This window comes from uncultured Maribacter sp. (assembly GCF_947496775.1).
Classification (GTDB): Bacteria; Bacteroidota; Bacteroidia; order Flavobacteriales; family Flavobacteriaceae; genus Maribacter_B.
Map to the genome: position 1 here is coordinate 54,365 of NZ_CANMDU010000006.1, position 15,915 is coordinate 70,279.

Sequence of the window (15,915 nt, forward strand, 5' to 3'; positions counted from 1 at the left end):
CGTATTTTTTCTTAATGCATCTAAGATGAGGGAAAAACCATCGATTTTTCAGAAAACCAAAACAAAACGGCATATACAATTTGTAGGTTTATTCTACTGTATTATATTCGTTTGTATTACATATCTTGTAATTACTATAAATAGTAAACAATTAAAAAATAATTTTATGAGTACAAAAAAGCTATTATTTGCAGCTGCTGTTATGTTAGTAGTTGCCTTAAATTTTTTAAACGAAAAAGAAAGTGCGTCTGAACATGATGAATATTACGCACTAAGAAAAGACGAAGTTACTAATCAGTGTACTTAATTTTTTAAACAAACCCTTAACTAATTTTTTATGAGTACAAAAAAACTATTATTTGTAGCTGCTTTTATGATGGTAGTTGCCTTAAATTTTTCATGTGAAAAAGAAAGTGCTTCGGGACAAGATGATTATCAGTCACTAAGAAAAGACGAAGTCACTAACGAGAATATTTAATTTTTTAAACAAACCCTTAACTAGTTTATTATGAGTACAAAAAAACTATTATTTGCGGCTGCTTTTATGTTAGTAGTTGCCTTAAATTTTTTAAACGAAAAAGAAAGTGCACCTGAACATGATGATTATCAGTCACTAAGAAAAGACGAAGTCACTAACGAGAATATGTAATTTTTTAAACAAACCCTTAACTAATTAATTATGAGTACGAAAAAACTATTATTTGCGGCTGCTTTTATGTTAGTAGTTGCCTTAAATTTTTCATGTGAAAAAGAAAGTGCATCCGGACAAGATGATTATCAGTCACTAAGAAAAGACGAAGTCGTTACTCAGAATACTTAATTTCTTTATTGCGGTGGCAATAATATCCTTATTGTCATCGCTCCTTTACGATTTATCTTTCCACGGGCTGTAGAGTTGTTACTTATTTTAATAGTAACAGGTACATTTTGTTTTGTAACAAAATGCATATAAAAACCAAAACCTCACTAAAAAAAAGGTTTACTTTCTTTGTAATCCAATTCTAACCTTATAAATTGCATATTATTACAATTGCGATAAAAAAAACGTGCATTTCATCGAAATGAGGGTTTTTAACGCAATTTAAAAATAGAGATTTAAGTTCTAATAAAATATAAAACCCTAAATATTTTATTATGAATGTAAAGAGATTATTGTTTGCAGCTGCTTTTATGATGGTAGTTACCTTAAATTTTTCATGTGAAAAAGAAAGTGCATCCGAACAAGATGATTATTATGGACTTAGAAAAGACGAAGTCACTACTGAGGATACTTAATTTTAGTATTGCGGTGGCAATAATATCCTTATTGTCATCGCTCCCTTATTTGCATGAGGTTCTTACCTATGAAAACGGAAACATGCAAAAGTGGGTTCCTAACCTTGGAATCCGAGAATATCTAATTAATTCCTCTGGAAAGTACTTCAATTATTCCAGTTATCGTAAATTCTTATTTAACATTTCTTTTAATTTATTTGCTTTTTCTGGATTTTTAGGATGGTTTGTTTTAAATACTTACAAGGTATATCGTAAAGCAATACTACTTCCTTTAGTTTCTATTACGTATCAAATAGTTATTATTCTTTCGTCTGCTAGAACCAGTTGGTTTAACCAGCCAGAAGTTAAGTTTTTAGGTACTTTAATAGTTACCTTAGTCCTTGTATATTTTTACTTCCCTCGAAAGAATAAAATTATATTCAGAAAAACAGCATTCTTATGGTGCCTTCTTTTTTTAGTTTCTCTATTACCATATTTGCATGATATAGTTACAAATAGGCAAGAAGAGTTACGTTCTTTTATACCCTTCTTGGGAATAGAAAAATCTCTTACTCATAATGGTCAAGTTTTAGGATGGAGTAATTATAGAGTATTTTTATTTGTTTTTTGCACCCACTTATTTGCCCAAATAGGTTGGGCGTGCTGGTTTTTTGATGCAAGAAACAGGCTTTTTCGCCCTTTTTTATTAGTACCCATAGTATTTAACCTGTACGAGATAACCATCATTTCTATTAATATAAATGCCCCCTCTTTTAATAAACCAGATTGGAAATTATACACCACCATTATAATTGCCACCCTCATTGCTGTAAACTTATATTTTAATAGCGACAAAGCTCTAGAATGGATGGAGAGAAACAACCACAATTAAAAACCCACGACTGACTAAGAAAATGAAAAAAAAGAAGAAGGATTATGACAACGGAACAAAATATAATTTTGTATCTAACATTGGAGATAAACTAGGGGAAACATTAGTAACACTGAATAGCGTTGTATTTGGTATTATTGAGTTAAAACCCTACAATTTAGAATGGAACAAAATACTTAAGGAGTTTAATACCTATAAAAATATATATGGAGAGGTAAACATAGATACCTTTGCTTACGATTATGTATTAGGATATTCCTTAATAAACAAATTTAGCACCAACAAAGCTATTAAAGAGGCCATGTATTTGCATTTAAGAGCAGAATTAAATGCAAAAATTGCAAATGGCGTATTAGAGAATTAGCCCAAAAGTTCCCCCTTGTATTGTTTCTTTTAGAAACTATTTTAAGCTTATTATATAGGCTTAGTAAATTATATGCCATTGATTTATTTGCGTTATTTTCTATAATAATTTATGCTCAATAATGGCAATTAGTAGTGCAAGCAAAATTGCTAATACAATGAGCTACTGTAATTCCGCTACTAGTTACTGTTATAATTTAATGTATAAACAAACGGCAAGTTCTTGCTGTTTCTACTACAAATATTACAAAGCAAGTACTATCTATTTCTTACAATAGAGCAGGTGTAGATTCTACATAGATACCATTAGACTTGCGAGCATCCTAAAGTAAAACAGTACAAAGTCTCTGCTGATGCTCTAACTTCATTTATTAAAAAAGAAGTTTAAAAAGAGTCTATAGCAAAGTTGTTTCCCAAAATTACCCTATTTACTCCCTATACTACCGTATAAGTACTTGTTCTCCGTTCTAATTTTGCAATATAAAATTAAAACAAAATATAATGAGAAAAAGTGCATTGATTATAGGAGGAAGTAGTGGAATAGGAAAAGCTACTGCAAAAAAATTAATATCACAAGGAGTTTATGTACACGTAGTAGGTACAAACGAAACGAAACTTAGTGATTTTGCAACCGAAGAAAATGGTTTGTTAGAAACGCATAAAGTAGACATAACCAATACTAGTGACGTAAAAGAGCTTATTTCTACAATAGAAAAGTTAGATAATTTAGATTATTTGGTAAATGCATCTGGTGTTTTTGGGCCGAAAGCCTTTTTAGATCACACAGAAGAAGATTATAATACGTATTTGGATCTAAACCGTGGCTTCTTTTTTATTACCCAAGCTGCTGCCAAAAAGATGATAGAGACAAAAGGTGGTGCTATTGTAAATGTAGGCTCTATGTGGGCTAAACAAGCGGTTAAGGCAACTCCTTCTAGTGCATATTCTATGCAAAAAGCTGGTTTACATAGTCTAACGCAACATTTAGCAATGGAACTTGCAGATTCTAACATTAGAGTAAATGCTGTTTCCCCTGCAGTAGTACAAACTCCGGTTTACGAAAGTGTTTTTGGAGGAAAAGAAGAAGCACATGAGGCTTTACAAGGTTTTCATGCTTTTCATCCAATTGGTAGAATCGGTACTTCACAGGATGTTGCTAATGCCATAAATTATCTTTTATCGGACGATGCTTCATGGATAACAGGTGCTATTTGGGATACCGATGGAGGTGTAATGGCAGGAAGAAATTAATTCTTTATAACAAAAAAATACACTGGATTATGTACGACATGAAACATTTAAATAAATTGGGCGATTTAGGAAAAAATGCAGAAATTGCAATGAAAGCATTTCAGGAGTTAGATAAAGTAGCTCTAGAAGATGGTGCTATTCCTAAAAAGTATAAAGAATTAATTGCTATTGCTGTGGCATTAACCACACAATGTCCTTATTGCCTAGAAATTCATAAGAAAAAGGCTATAGATGCTGGTGCAACAAAGGAAGAACTTGCAGAAGTTACTTTTGTTGCGGCTGCTTTAAGAGCGGGAGCAGCAGTTGTTCATGGCACACATATTATGTAATACATACATGACTAAAGCAAAATATATAATTATAGGAAGCGGAGTCTCTGGCTTAATAACGGCAAACAAGCTGTTGCAAGCAGGGGAGTCCGACTTTCTTATTCTAGAAAGTAGAGATAGAACAGGTGGCAGAGTGTATACCGACAATGGTATTGACTTGGGCGCAACATGGTTTCAAAAGCACCATGTTTATCTTACCCAATTGCTAAAAGAACTAAACATACCTAGTTATAACCAGTATAGTAAAGGAAAAAGTGTTTTAGTTTACAATTCTATGGCTCCTGCGCATTACTTTGAAACAGATCACTCGGCACCATCTGCACAAAGAATAATGGGCGGTTCATACTCTCTAATAAACGCTTTAGCAGAAAAAGTAAAAGATAAGATACTTTTAAATACAAAAGTATTGGAGTTAACCGATAAAGAGGATAATATAGAAATTGCAACTACCAATGGTATTTTTGTAGCAACTAAGGTAGTTACTACTATACCTCCTAAACTTGCAACCGCAATAAAGTATGTGCCAGAATTACCAGAAAATATACAAAAGGTAATGCAAAAGACCCATACGTGGATGAGTAATGCTATTAAGGTAGGTATTACTTTTAAAACTCCTTTTTGGAGAAACAAAAACCTTTCTGGTACAGTAATTGGTCAAATTGGCCCTGTAATAGAATTGTACGACCATTCTAACGCCCAAAATACAGAATATAGTTTAATGGGTTTTGTTAATGAAGGTTTACGAGGAATTTCACCAGAAAAAAGAAAATCACGTATTCTTACCTATTTAGAAACCTATTTGGGTGAAGAAATAAAGAACTATACCACGTATTTAGAAAAAGACTGGTCCAAAGACAGAAGCACATCATGCGAGCACTTAAACTCCGTATATATGAGCCCAGAATATGGCAATGCTTTATTTAATATGAATTATTTTAATAATAAATTGTTATTTTCAGGTACAGAAACAGCAACACATTATGGTGGATATTTAGAAGGAGCCGTTTATAGTGGTTTACACACTGCTAAAAAATTAATATCCCTTGTTGATCAACAAAAAATTAAACTTGAGTAAAATTCAGCAATATCACCTATACAAAGAACAGCCCGAAAAATTACAATTTGGGATTTATGATTTAGAGTCTTATTTAAAAAACAGTGGCACACATGCTTTAAAGGCTCATTCTCACAGCTATTATCAAATTATATGGATACAAAATGCTGGGGGCACTCATTTTATAGATTTTAATGCATATGAAGTAAAGAAAAACTCTTTGTTCTTTATCAACAAAAACCAAATTCATTACTTTGATTCTTCTGCCGCGCACAAGGGAATATTACTGCATTTTAATGATAATCTATTTAAATCTACAGATTTAGACATTTTTTTAAAATATCAAGTTTTTAATAATTACGAAAGGCCATCATACTGCTTAAAAGAAGAGTCCCTAGTTTTGGTAAACTCCTACGTAGATTTAATTAATATAGAGTTAAAAAATGAAAACTCCTTTGGCTACCAAGAAGTAATACGCTCTTTAGTAAAATCTTTATTAGTAATCCTAGAGCGTGTTCATAATAAAGAAAATACTACAGATACAGGATTAAATCACCCATATACGCAGCAATACCTTCAATTCAAGGAGCTTATAGAGCAATATTATTCTCAAAATTATAAACTTGCGGAATATGCAGCTATTTTAAATACATCTACCAAAACATTAACTACTATTACTAAAACGATGGCAAACAAATCGCCAGCTAACCTAATTGCGGAACGTATTATTTTAGAAGCAAAACGTTTATTGGTATTTACCCCTCTAAAGGTTAATGAGGTGGGTTTTAAACTTGGTTTTGATGATGTCTCTTATTTTGTGAAATATTTTAAAAGACACCTAAAAGTTTCTCCTAAGGACTATAGAAACCTAGTACAGAAAAACAATTTTTAGTTAGAATTGGAATATAAAATTAAAGCTACACCGATTAATATTCCTATTAAAGGAACCAATTTTTTACGCTTATTCTTCTCTTTAAAAATAAAACCACCAATTAAAACAGCAATAAGAATCTGACTTCTTTTTATTGCAGATAGTAGCATAATTAAGGCATCTGGATCTTGCAATGCCTTAAAGTAAAAATAATCTGCCGTTTGCAATAAAATTCCGACTGCTGGTATGCTCCAACGCCAAGTAAAAGACTTTCTTTTTTCTGCTTTAGGAAACCACGTAATCAACAAAATGACTAGTAAAATTAGTACGGTATACCAGCAAAACCAAAACTGCAAGGTTTGGGGTGCAAGAGATTGGTACTGAATTAAGAACTTGTCGTATAAGCCACTAGAAGCTCCTAAAAAGGTAGCTCCGATAATAGCAAATATCCATTTGTTACTTTTAAAATGTATGCCTTCTTTTTTTCCTACTCTGGAATATAGCAAGACAGAAAAAATGATTATAAAGAAACCTATCCATTGCCATAGATTTGGCTTTTCTTGGTAGATTAAAATTGCCCCTATAAATGTAAAGAAAGGGCCTGCAGATCGTATTGGTGTTACTATGGTTATTGGCAAATGTTTTAATGCTTGGTAGGCAAGAATCCAAGACGAAGCCATTATCATGGATTTAATAAAAATAAAACCATGTATTTTCCACGATAGAGTTTTAATATAAAAGCCAATTTCTTTGGTGTATTCTGGAAAATAATAGGATGTAATATATAACGGTAATAGTAATAAAAAGCCGGCTGTTGTAGTTCCTAAAAGTACAGGAAACACTTCATTTCCTCGTACTGCATGCTTTTTACATAAATTATGTAACCCTAAAAATAATGCCGATAAAAGGCCTAAATACATCCACATCCGCGCGAAGATACTTCTTTCCTCAATAATGGAGATTTATATTGTTAGAAGCTTGCTTTGAAATAAAAAAATGTTTTTAGTTAATGTCTCTTGGTTCTTCTTTAAGCTGTTTACTATGTAATTCTTTAGTTCTATTTTTGGATATTTAGTAAACGTTTACTAATATTATGTAAATTTAAGTAATTATATTCTTGAAACAAAAAATTAAAATACAAGCCCTAGTACTTTTTAATGCTGCGGGAATATCCAATGTTTCTATGAAACAAATAGCAGATTCGCTGCAAATTAGTGCTGGTAATTTGCAATATCACTATAAAAATAAAGGGGTTTTATTGAGGTGCATTTACGAAGATATGTACCAAGAAGCTTTGCATTATATAATACCTAAGGATAGCTACATAACCTTACATCATTTTGAAGATATAATTTTAAAGTTTGATGCTTTACAAAATAAGTACTCATTCTTTTTTAATGAAATTATTCATATCGGAAGAAATTATCCTGATATATTAAAAAGGCATGCTCATGCAACTTTAGAGCGCTTAAAAGAAGGAAAAGTATTGCTTGATTATTATGTGGAAACAGAGCGCTTAAAACCAGAAACTGAACTTGTAGACTATGATAAACTGGTACATACGTTTTGGATGCTAAGCACATTTTGGCAATCGCAACGACAAATTATAATGAGTACCGCTTATGTAGTAAATCAGTGCCATGTAGTAGAAATATTGTGGAATATATTACTACCACACCTAACCGAAAAAGGAATAGCAGAATACAAACAAATAAGAAAATATATACCAATCTCTAAGTAATTAATTAAAATTTGTAATCATGAGAAAAATACATGCTCTTTTAACCGAATACGGGGAAAGCCACCAAACCACATTTAACAAAAGAGTACACTATATATGTGTGCCAGCTATCTTTTTTAGCTTAATAGGTCTTTTAGCTTGTATTCCTATGGATGCTATTATGGCAGGTATAATTCCTGATTCTGTATTAGACTATGCTCATTTTGGTACCGTAGTAATTTTATTAAGCCTAATTTACTACCTTAGATTATCTATCCCTCTCTTTATAGGAATGCTTTTTTTTTCGGTACTAGTGCTTATCGTAATTAAACAAATAGTTATGTTAAATATAGCTCCACTATGGGTTATTATGCTCTGTATTTTTGCCATTGCATGGGTGGCACAATTTATCGGGCATAATCATGAAGGAAAAAAGCCCTCGTTTTTAAAAGATGTACAGTTTTTAATGATAGGTCCGGCTTGGACAATGAGTCACCTTTTTAATGCCGTAGGAATAAAATTTTAAATACTATCTTAGTTTTATTCTTGTTTCGTTTTTAACTTGTGTAATCACAAAAGAACTCTGCATATTAGAAACTATTTTTAATTGAGACATTTTCTTTAAGATAAATTCCTGGTATTCTTTCATATCACTTAAAACAATTTTTAGTAGATAATCATACGCCCCAGCTATATAAGAAACTTCTAATACTTCATCTAATTGGTGAACATAATCCTCGAACTCTTTAAAATATATTTCTTGGTGTTTTACAAGGGTTACTTGGCAATACACCACTAAATCTATTTGTAATATTTTGGGGTCTATTAAAGCAACATATTTATTTATTATGCCACTGGCCTCAATACGTTTTATACGTTCATGAGTAGGGGTAACAGATAAATTTACTTTTTCGGCTAATTGTTTTATAGATTGTTTTCCGTCTTTTTGAAGCTCATTAATAAGCCTAATATCTATCATATCTAAGGTTGGCATAGTAGAATTTTCTGTTTTAGTTAATGGTACTAATGGAATAAAGAAATATTTTCTATTAAAAACTACAATTAAAGAATAATATTTCAAACTATATCGATTTATGTAAGAATTAATTCTATTATTTACCTTTGTGACGATATAAAAAGGATGTTATGAAAGATAGAATTAATACAATATACAAGCGTATAAAGGAGCATTCCGATAGCTTTTTAGGGTATCCGCTGGCCAAAGACTTCTCTTACCAGGAATTTGCTCCTTTTTTAGATTTATGTATAAATAATATTGGAGATCCAGAGTCTCCTTCTACTTTAGCAATAGATACTAAAGACATAGAAAAAGAGTGTATTGACTTTTTTGCAGATATTCTTTCTACCAATAGAAAAGAAACTTGGGGCTATATTACCAATGGCGGTACTGAAGGTAATTTATATGGTTTGTATTTAGCAAGAGAGAGTTTTCCGGAGGCTGTTGTTTATTATAGTGAATCTACACACTATAGTGTAAAGAAGAATTTACATTTATTAAATATTAAAAACATAGTAGTAAGGAGCCAGGTTAATGGAGAGATAGATTATGATGATTTAGAGCAAATTATATCTTTGCGTAGAGATAAGCCAGCGATTTTCTTTTTAAATATTGGCACTACCATGACAGAGGCGGTAGACAAGTTAGATGAGATTAAAAGAATTATACACAAGTATGCTATAAAAGATTATTATATTCATTGCGATGCTGCTTTTTTAGGACTTATTGCTCCATTTATAGAACCAAAACCAAAATTCGATTTTGCAGAAGGTGTAGATAGTATTGCTATTTCTGGTCATAAATTTATAGGAGGTCCTATGCCATCTGGTGTAGTATTGGTTAAAAGAAATCATAGAAACCGTATAGCCCATTCTGTTTCCTATATAGGAGCTATGGATACTACTATTACTGGTTCTAGAAATGGGTTAACACCACTATTTATATGGTCTTTTATTCGGAAATATGGAAAGCAAGGGCTAATAGAAAGAGCTAGAAATTCGCAAAAAGTGGCAGCATATGCAGAAAAAAAGCTAAAAGAAATTGGCATAAATGCATGGCGTAATAACGAAGCCCTGACTGTAGTTTTAGATAAACCTTCCGATGTTTTATGCGATAAATACCAGTTAGCTTCCGAGGGGAACATAGCTCATATAATTTGTGTACCCGGAATAGAAAAAGTACAAATAGACCTTTTCGTAGAAGATGTAAAACAAGAAAAAAACAACTATTTAGAAGCAGAAATAGTATAGCACCTACCATTATAAAACAGCTTCTATTTTAGCTTTAAAAGCTTATTTAGGTTTTATTATTTATTATAAAGGAATGCTTTATCTTTAGGTAATTATAATACGGTTACCTTGAAAAAAGAAATTGCATTCCTATCATTTGTTTTCCTTCTATTTTCTTGTAAAAAAGAAGCATCTATCTCTTTGTTTAATGGCAAAAATTTAGATGGTTGGCATATAGATGTTCCTGTAAAAGATAGCTTACCAGATACCCCAAATCCTTTTATAGTTAAAAAAGGAGAACTTCTAAGTTTAGGAACTCCCCGGGGACATTTAATAACAAACAAATCTTATTCTAATTATAGGTTAGAGGTAGTGTATAAATTTACAGGAGAACCTGGCAATTGTGGTATTTTGGTACATGCTACCAAACCTAGAGTATTATATAAAATGTTTCCAAAATCTATTGAAGTTCAAATGGAACATGGTAATGCTGGGGATTTTTGGTGCATTCATCAAGATATTGAGGTAAATAATATGGAAGAATATCGTGGACCCGAAGAAAAGTGGGGGATAAGGGAGGGAGATAATAGACGTATTGAAGCTATTAAAAAGAACCTAGAAAAACCATTGGGAAAATGGAACTCTATGACCATAGAGTGTATAAATAACCAAATAAAAGTATGGGTCAATGGGCATTTAGCAAACTATGGCTATAATGCTACAACAAATATGGGAGCAATAGCAATACAAGCAGAAGGAGCAGCTGTAGCCTTCAGAAAAATAGTTCTTACCCCAATATCTTCTAGCACCAAATACGATGATTCAAAACAATACGAATGAGGTTTAGCACCAAAAGACGATTAAGAATAATAAGAGATTATATACTTGGCTGGACAGTTGCTTTTATTTTCTTGTCCATAGTACGTGGAGTAGGTACTGTAGAGGTAAGTTCTGTACAATTTAAGTTTTGGGATTCCATTCTTATTTCTCTGTTTTTTGGACCTTTATTTGGAACCATCTCTGGCTATGCGCAAATCTTAACCGAAGAAAGGTTTTATAAAAGGTTTCCTATTGGTAAGTTGGTGTTGTTCCGATTGATTTATGTTGTAACCTTGTTAGTAGTTATAATTTTGGCATCCTATTTTATTGTCACTCAATTTATGGGAGAGGCAAAGGGCATAATTGCATTTGCTGTAGAACCAGGAAGCTCGGCCATTTATTTTTACATTATATGCGTAGACCTATTATTACTTATGCTACGCCAAATAAACCATATGTTGGGTGAAAACAATTTATGGAAACTTATGAAAGGAGATTTCTATATGCCAAGGGAAGAGGAACGTATTTTTATGTTTTTAGACCTACAAGCATCTACGATGCATGCCGAAAATTTAGGACATATAAAGTATAGTAAAATGATACAAGATTGCTTTATAGACTTAGGAGTTATAGTAGAGAATGAAGCAGAAATTTACCAATACGTTGGCGATGAAGTAATTCTTACCTGGAAGTTAAAAGACGGACTAAGAAATAATAACTGTATAAATGCTTTTTACAATTTTAAAAACCAATTACAGAAAAAGAAGGACTACTACCTAAAAAATTACAATTGCGTTCCCTTCTTTAAAGCTGGTCTTAATTCTGGTATTGTTACTGTTACAGAGGTAGGCAAGTACAAAAAAGAAATAGCTTATCATGGCGATGTTATAAATACAGCGGCAAGAATACAAGGCAAATGCAACGAACTACAAGAGGAATTTTTAATAGCATTAAAACTAAAGAGTAAAATAGGTGGGGAGCTATATACTTTTAAAGACATAGGAGATATTGCCCTAAAAGGAAAAGAAAAAAGAGTTACCATAGCTGCGGTTACTCAAAACTAAAACAAAAACTCAAAAGAGGGTTTTACCCTCATTGTAAGTTTATGAAGTACCATTTTTCAACAATAAGTTTATGTAAACATTTGTTATTTTTGAAGAGTAATTAATAACATAAGTATCTTAGTTGTGTACAATTAAAGTAAGCCGTGAGAAAAAAAATAATCTTAGTTCTTTTAATTGTTCTATTTGGTTGTAAGAATGAAAAAAAAGAAATAATAAATACTTTCAATGATTTTAATACAGCCAATATTGAATTAAATGGAGAAAAAATTTATGAGTTGACCGATTCGGAAACTCATAAATATTACAGTAGATTTTTGTCCAAAACATTAAAATTAGATTCTATTGAAATAACCGAATTAAACTTAACTGAGAAAATAAATCTATTATCGGCAAGGGCAATAATCAAAGATTCTATATTAAAAAAAATAAGCCCAAAAGATTTAATGATTAAAATTTATATAGAATTAAGTACGATGGACTCTACGCAAATAAATGCAATAAAAGAGTTAGGAATTGCAAACATTCAAATTGACAATAAAAAAGCTATATGTGATTTTATAATTAATGGAGACACCCTGTCTCCTAACGTTAATTTAAGGTTTTCAAAAGAAAATGGGCAATGGAAATATAATCCATTATCAATGGCTGATTATACAGAAAAAAGGCTTGAAACGATTTGTAAATATCAAGGATTTAGCCATATGGAATTTATAGAATGGATTTTTTCAGCCTCAAATATGGAAAATAAAAAAGTAAAGGAACTAAATGAAATTTGGAATCCAATAATTAAATAACCGTACACAACGCAGTGAATAAAACATGGCTAATAAAAGCGCAACCAGAAAGGTTTGTGTATTTTTAGAAACTCCATCAAAGTATAAAAATTTGACTCTGTGTTAACCCGAAAACTTAGTGTCTTTTTGCATGCTAGGTTTCATACACAAGTCCGTTACCAAAAAAAAATATGAAAAAGCTACTTACACTTTTCATTCTCCTCTTGATAAATAAATTATTTGCTTGCGGTCCTATTTGCTATATATTTAGAGTTTACGATAATTTAAAAGCAGCATAAATGAAACTTAAACTATATCAAATAGATGCGTTTACGGATAAAATATTTGGTGGAAATCCAGCTTGTGTTGTTCCTTTAACAGATTGGTTACCTGATGATATATTGTTAAAAATTGCAAAAGAAAATGCAGTTGCTGAAACCGCTTTTTTTGTAAATAAAGGTGATAAAATTCATTTACGTTGGTTTACGCCAGAAATTGAAATGGACTTGTGCGGCCATGCAACTCTTGCTACAGCCCATTGTTTAAATTCAATTTTAAACTATCCTAATGACAAGATAATATTTGAAACATTAAGCGGCGATTTGACTGTTTTAATAGAAAATGATTTATATTATTTAGATTTTCCATCAAGAATGCCTATTGCTTCAGAGCTACCAGAAATAATTAAAAAATCTCTGAATATACAACCGAAAGAAGTTTATAAATCAAGAGATTATTTATTGGTCTATAATACAGAACAGGAAATTAAAAATATTAAAGTTGACAGTCAAACATTTGACAAAATAAATCTTAATCCTGGCGGAGTAATCGTTACTGCGAAAGGAGAAAATTGTGATTTTGTGTCTAGATTTTTTACACCACAAGCGTCGATATTAGAAGACCCTGTTACTGGTTCAGCACATTGTTCATTAATTCCTTTTTGGTCATCAAGACTTGAAAAAAACGAGTTAAATGCGATACAAATTTCTGATAGAATTGGAAAATTACAATGTAAAAACAGAAAAGATAGAGTAATTATTAGTGGAAAAGCAAAAACATATTCTATTGGAAACTTATGGACGGAATAAATACAACTATCAATTAAGGAATTTGATAAGTATCAAAATCAACAAATCCCATACGGACAAACAGTTTTGTTAATTGAGTCTAGTTATCGACCCGTAGAACTTGAACATTTGAAAAAAACACGTGAAATAATTACTTTAATACTTGAGAAGTTGAAAGAGAATAAAAAAATAAAGCCGTACACAGCACGGAGTATAAAAAATAGCTAGTTAGTTTTAAATCAAAAGGGTATTACCTTTTTACATGCTTCGTTTTTTACACATGCCCGTTGTTCGGCATTCGAGTAAACCCAAATGAAATGAAAGAAACAAGACGAGAATATGTCAAACGAATAAATTTGGTCTTGGATTTCATTGAAAAAAACCTAGACGCTGACCTATCACTTGAATATTTATCAAAAAAAATCCATTATTCACCTTACCATTTTCATAGAGTATTTTCGACGATAGTTGGCGAAAGATTAAATGAATTTGTCAATAGAAAAAGAATTGAGCGTATAGCTTCAATTATACTGGTGGAACCAAAAATTCCTTTAAAGGATGTGGCTTATAAATACGGTTTCAATAGTGCCAATTCCTTTTCAAGAGCATTTAAAACCTACTACGGAGTTAGCCCAACTATATTTAAGATAGAAGGAAAAAAATTACTTAGCAAGATTGGTATAGAACCTTTTTCATCTGAAAAATATATTTATTCCATTGAAAACATTAAACAGTGGATTAAAATGAATGCGCAAATAACAATAAAAAAAATTCCCAAATTAAAACTAGCTAGAATATCGCAAACGGGAGAATTTGATAAAGCTAGTAATATGTTTCAAAGATTAGTGGAATGGGGACATCAAAATAAAGTATTAGATACTTCGAATTTCAAAGCAATAACAATTTATCATGATAACCCTAATGTTACTAAAACCTCAAAAGTGAGGTTCAGTACTTGCGTCACAATTTCCGAAAACATCAGTACAGATGGGGAAATTAGACAACAAAACCTAAGTGAAGGAATTTACGCTGTAGCACTTTTAGAAATTAAAGCAGAAGAAATTTCAAAAGCGTGGAAGAGTTTGTGCATTTGGATAGTTGAAAATGGTTATGAATTTAGTGACGGAGATTATTTCGAAATGTATCATAATGACCACAAAACTCATCCTGATCATAAATTCATAATGGATATTTGCATTCCACTAGAAGAAACAGCGAACATTAAACTTGGAGAAATCAACCATGTAAATCTGTCGAAAAGTAACGTTCAAAACCAAGAATGTGAAAATAATTTAGATTATCATCAATTGATAAACTATATGAAAGAACTAAGATTTTTTTTTCAAAAAGAGTATGACACAATTTTTAAACTAGGAAAGGTTTATCAAGGAGACCCGAGTTTTTCCTACTTTTCTCTAACAACAACGGAATTAAAAAAACTAAAGCTTAAATTCGTTATTATCTTAAATCATAAAGAGTTGAGTTTTTCGATTTGCTTATCGGGTCAAAACAAAGACATTCGAAAAAAGTATTGGAAAATTTTTAAGGATAGCAATTGGAATAAATACCATTTAGCAGAATCAATTGAGAATAATTTATCGATTATAGACCAAACAATTGTTGAAGAGCCTAATTTTAACAATAGAATAGCTTTAACCGAAAAGATTGAAAAGGAATCAATGAAGTTCATCAAAGAATTAAAAGAGATACTTTTCTTAGACTAAAACGTTGCACAATACAAAATATATGAAGCAAACTATTACTAAACTAGAACAATTATTAAAAAGGGGATTGGAATATTTTTCTCAAATTCCTGAATCAGAAATGAGTAAAAAAGTATCTATTGAAAAGTGGTCCAAAAAAGAAATTTTAGGACATTTAATAGATTCCGGAATTAATAATCTTCAAAGATTTACGGAAATACAATTTGAAGAGAAACCCTATGTTTTAAGGAATTATAAACAGAATGAATTAGTGAAAGTAAATGACTATCAAAATGCGAATACCAAGGAAATTATTAATTTTTGGATGTCTATAAACAACCGAATAAAAAGTGTAATAGAGCTGCAAACTGAAAAAACTCTGAATTATAAAATAGAATTAGAGAAAGGACGTATTTCTGATTTAAAATTTTTAATGGAAGATTATGTGGATCATATGGAACATCATCTCAATCAAATAATGAAATAATAACTGTTGCCAGCGTGGTGT

Annotated in this window: 22 protein-coding genes; 20 read left to right on the plus strand and 2 right to left on the minus strand. The window is 31.1% G+C overall.

Annotation, left to right across the window (positions count from 1 at the left end):
• The first annotated feature begins 166 nt into the window (after positions 1-166).
• The 11 genes from Q0856_RS10920 (at position 167) to Q0856_RS10970 (ending at position 6,035) form a co-directional block, all read left to right on the plus strand.
• Positions 167-307 (plus strand): hypothetical protein, encoded by a 141-nt coding sequence (locus tag Q0856_RS10920; RefSeq protein WP_298475337.1) that lies wholly within the window; start codon positions 167-169, stop codon positions 305-307.
• Positions 308-337: 30 nt separating this feature from the next.
• Complete coding sequence (locus Q0856_RS10925; protein ID WP_298504910.1) at positions 338-478, plus strand: hypothetical protein; 141 nt, start codon at positions 338-340, stop codon at positions 476-478.
• Positions 479-508: 30 nt separating this feature from the next.
• Entirely contained in the window at positions 509-649 is a 141-nt protein-coding gene (locus tag Q0856_RS10930) for a hypothetical protein (RefSeq protein ID WP_298504911.1), read from the plus strand.
• A gap of 30 nt (positions 650-679) precedes the next feature.
• On the plus strand, positions 680-820 hold the full coding sequence (locus Q0856_RS10935) for a hypothetical protein (protein ID WP_298504913.1): 141 nt from the start codon (positions 680-682) through the stop codon (positions 818-820).
• A gap of 314 nt (positions 821-1,134) precedes the next feature.
• On the plus strand, positions 1,135-1,275 hold the full coding sequence (locus Q0856_RS10940; RefSeq protein WP_298504915.1) for a hypothetical protein: 141 nt from the start codon (positions 1,135-1,137) through the stop codon (positions 1,273-1,275).
• A complete protein-coding gene (locus tag Q0856_RS10945) occupies positions 1,235-2,146 on the plus strand; it encodes a hypothetical protein (RefSeq protein WP_298504916.1) in 912 nt (303 codons plus the stop codon). The genes Q0856_RS10940 and Q0856_RS10945 overlap by 41 nt, the downstream gene beginning before the upstream one ends.
• A gap of 22 nt (positions 2,147-2,168) precedes the next feature.
• Entirely contained in the window at positions 2,169-2,510 is a 342-nt protein-coding gene (locus tag Q0856_RS10950; RefSeq protein WP_298504917.1) for a hypothetical protein, read from the plus strand.
• Between the two features lie 500 nt (positions 2,511-3,010).
• The gene (locus tag Q0856_RS10955; protein WP_298475353.1) at positions 3,011-3,760 is read left to right on the plus strand and encodes an SDR family oxidoreductase; all 750 of its coding nucleotides are present in this window, start codon (positions 3,011-3,013) and stop codon (positions 3,758-3,760) included.
• Between the two features lie 29 nt (positions 3,761-3,789).
• Positions 3,790-4,089, plus strand: coding sequence for a carboxymuconolactone decarboxylase family protein (locus Q0856_RS10960; RefSeq protein WP_298475356.1), 300 nt, complete (start codon positions 3,790-3,792; stop codon positions 4,087-4,089).
• Between the two features lie 7 nt (positions 4,090-4,096).
• A complete protein-coding gene (locus Q0856_RS10965) occupies positions 4,097-5,164 on the plus strand; it encodes an FAD-dependent oxidoreductase (protein WP_298504918.1) in 1,068 nt (355 codons plus the stop codon).
• Positions 5,157-6,035, plus strand: coding sequence for an AraC family transcriptional regulator (locus tag Q0856_RS10970; protein ID WP_298475362.1), 879 nt, complete (start codon positions 5,157-5,159; stop codon positions 6,033-6,035). The genes Q0856_RS10965 and Q0856_RS10970 overlap by 8 nt, the downstream gene beginning before the upstream one ends.
• Here Q0856_RS10970 and Q0856_RS10975 read toward each other — a convergent pair.
• On the minus strand, positions 6,032-6,940 hold the full coding sequence (locus Q0856_RS10975) for an EamA family transporter (protein WP_298504920.1): 909 nt from the start codon (positions 6,938-6,940) through the stop codon (positions 6,032-6,034). The two genes, Q0856_RS10970 and Q0856_RS10975, sit on opposite strands and share 4 nt — an antisense overlap.
• 191 nt (positions 6,941-7,131) lie before the next feature.
• On the opposite strand from Q0856_RS10975, the gene Q0856_RS10980 reads away from it, so the two are divergent.
• A complete protein-coding gene (locus Q0856_RS10980; protein ID WP_298504922.1) occupies positions 7,132-7,755 on the plus strand; it encodes a TetR/AcrR family transcriptional regulator in 624 nt (207 codons plus the stop codon).
• Between the two features lie 19 nt (positions 7,756-7,774).
• Positions 7,775-8,260, plus strand: a complete 486-nt coding sequence (locus tag Q0856_RS10985) for an Mpo1-like protein (RefSeq protein WP_298504924.1) — start codon at positions 7,775-7,777, stop codon at positions 8,258-8,260.
• A 3-nt stretch (positions 8,261-8,263) separates the two neighbouring features.
• On the opposite strand, the gene Q0856_RS10990 is transcribed toward Q0856_RS10985, so the two are convergent.
• The gene (locus tag Q0856_RS10990) at positions 8,264-8,728 is read right to left on the minus strand and encodes an Lrp/AsnC family transcriptional regulator (protein WP_298477195.1); all 465 of its coding nucleotides are present in this window, start codon (positions 8,726-8,728) and stop codon (positions 8,264-8,266) included.
• 152 nt (positions 8,729-8,880) lie between these two features.
• Between Q0856_RS10990 and Q0856_RS10995 the strand changes: the two genes are divergently transcribed.
• From Q0856_RS10995 to Q0856_RS11025, 7 genes are all read left to right on the plus strand, one after another.
• Positions 8,881-10,002, plus strand: a complete 1,122-nt coding sequence (locus tag Q0856_RS10995) for a histidine decarboxylase (protein ID WP_298504926.1) — start codon at positions 8,881-8,883, stop codon at positions 10,000-10,002.
• Positions 10,003-10,110: 108 nt separating this feature from the next.
• Positions 10,111-10,821, plus strand: a complete 711-nt coding sequence (locus Q0856_RS11000) for a DUF1080 domain-containing protein (RefSeq protein ID WP_298504927.1) — start codon at positions 10,111-10,113, stop codon at positions 10,819-10,821.
• Entirely contained in the window at positions 10,818-11,864 is a 1,047-nt protein-coding gene (locus Q0856_RS11005) for an adenylate/guanylate cyclase domain-containing protein (RefSeq protein ID WP_298504928.1), read from the plus strand. Before Q0856_RS11000 ends, Q0856_RS11005 begins: the two co-directional genes overlap by 4 nt.
• Positions 11,865-12,007: 143 nt before the next feature.
• Positions 12,008-12,658 (plus strand): hypothetical protein, encoded by a 651-nt coding sequence (locus Q0856_RS11010; protein ID WP_298504930.1) that lies wholly within the window; start codon positions 12,008-12,010, stop codon positions 12,656-12,658.
• A gap of 278 nt (positions 12,659-12,936) precedes the next feature.
• Positions 12,937-13,725 (plus strand): PhzF family phenazine biosynthesis protein, encoded by a 789-nt coding sequence (locus Q0856_RS11015; RefSeq protein ID WP_298504932.1) that lies wholly within the window; start codon positions 12,937-12,939, stop codon positions 13,723-13,725.
• A gap of 296 nt (positions 13,726-14,021) precedes the next feature.
• Positions 14,022-15,428 carry an AraC family transcriptional regulator gene (locus Q0856_RS11020; protein WP_298504934.1) on the plus strand — a complete coding sequence of 469 codons (1,407 nt, stop codon included), beginning with the start codon at positions 14,022-14,024 and terminating at the stop codon, positions 15,426-15,428.
• Positions 15,429-15,450: 22 nt separating this feature from the next.
• Positions 15,451-15,894, plus strand: a complete 444-nt coding sequence (locus Q0856_RS11025) for a DinB family protein (RefSeq protein ID WP_298475394.1) — start codon at positions 15,451-15,453, stop codon at positions 15,892-15,894.
• Positions 15,895-15,915 lie beyond the last annotated feature (21 nt).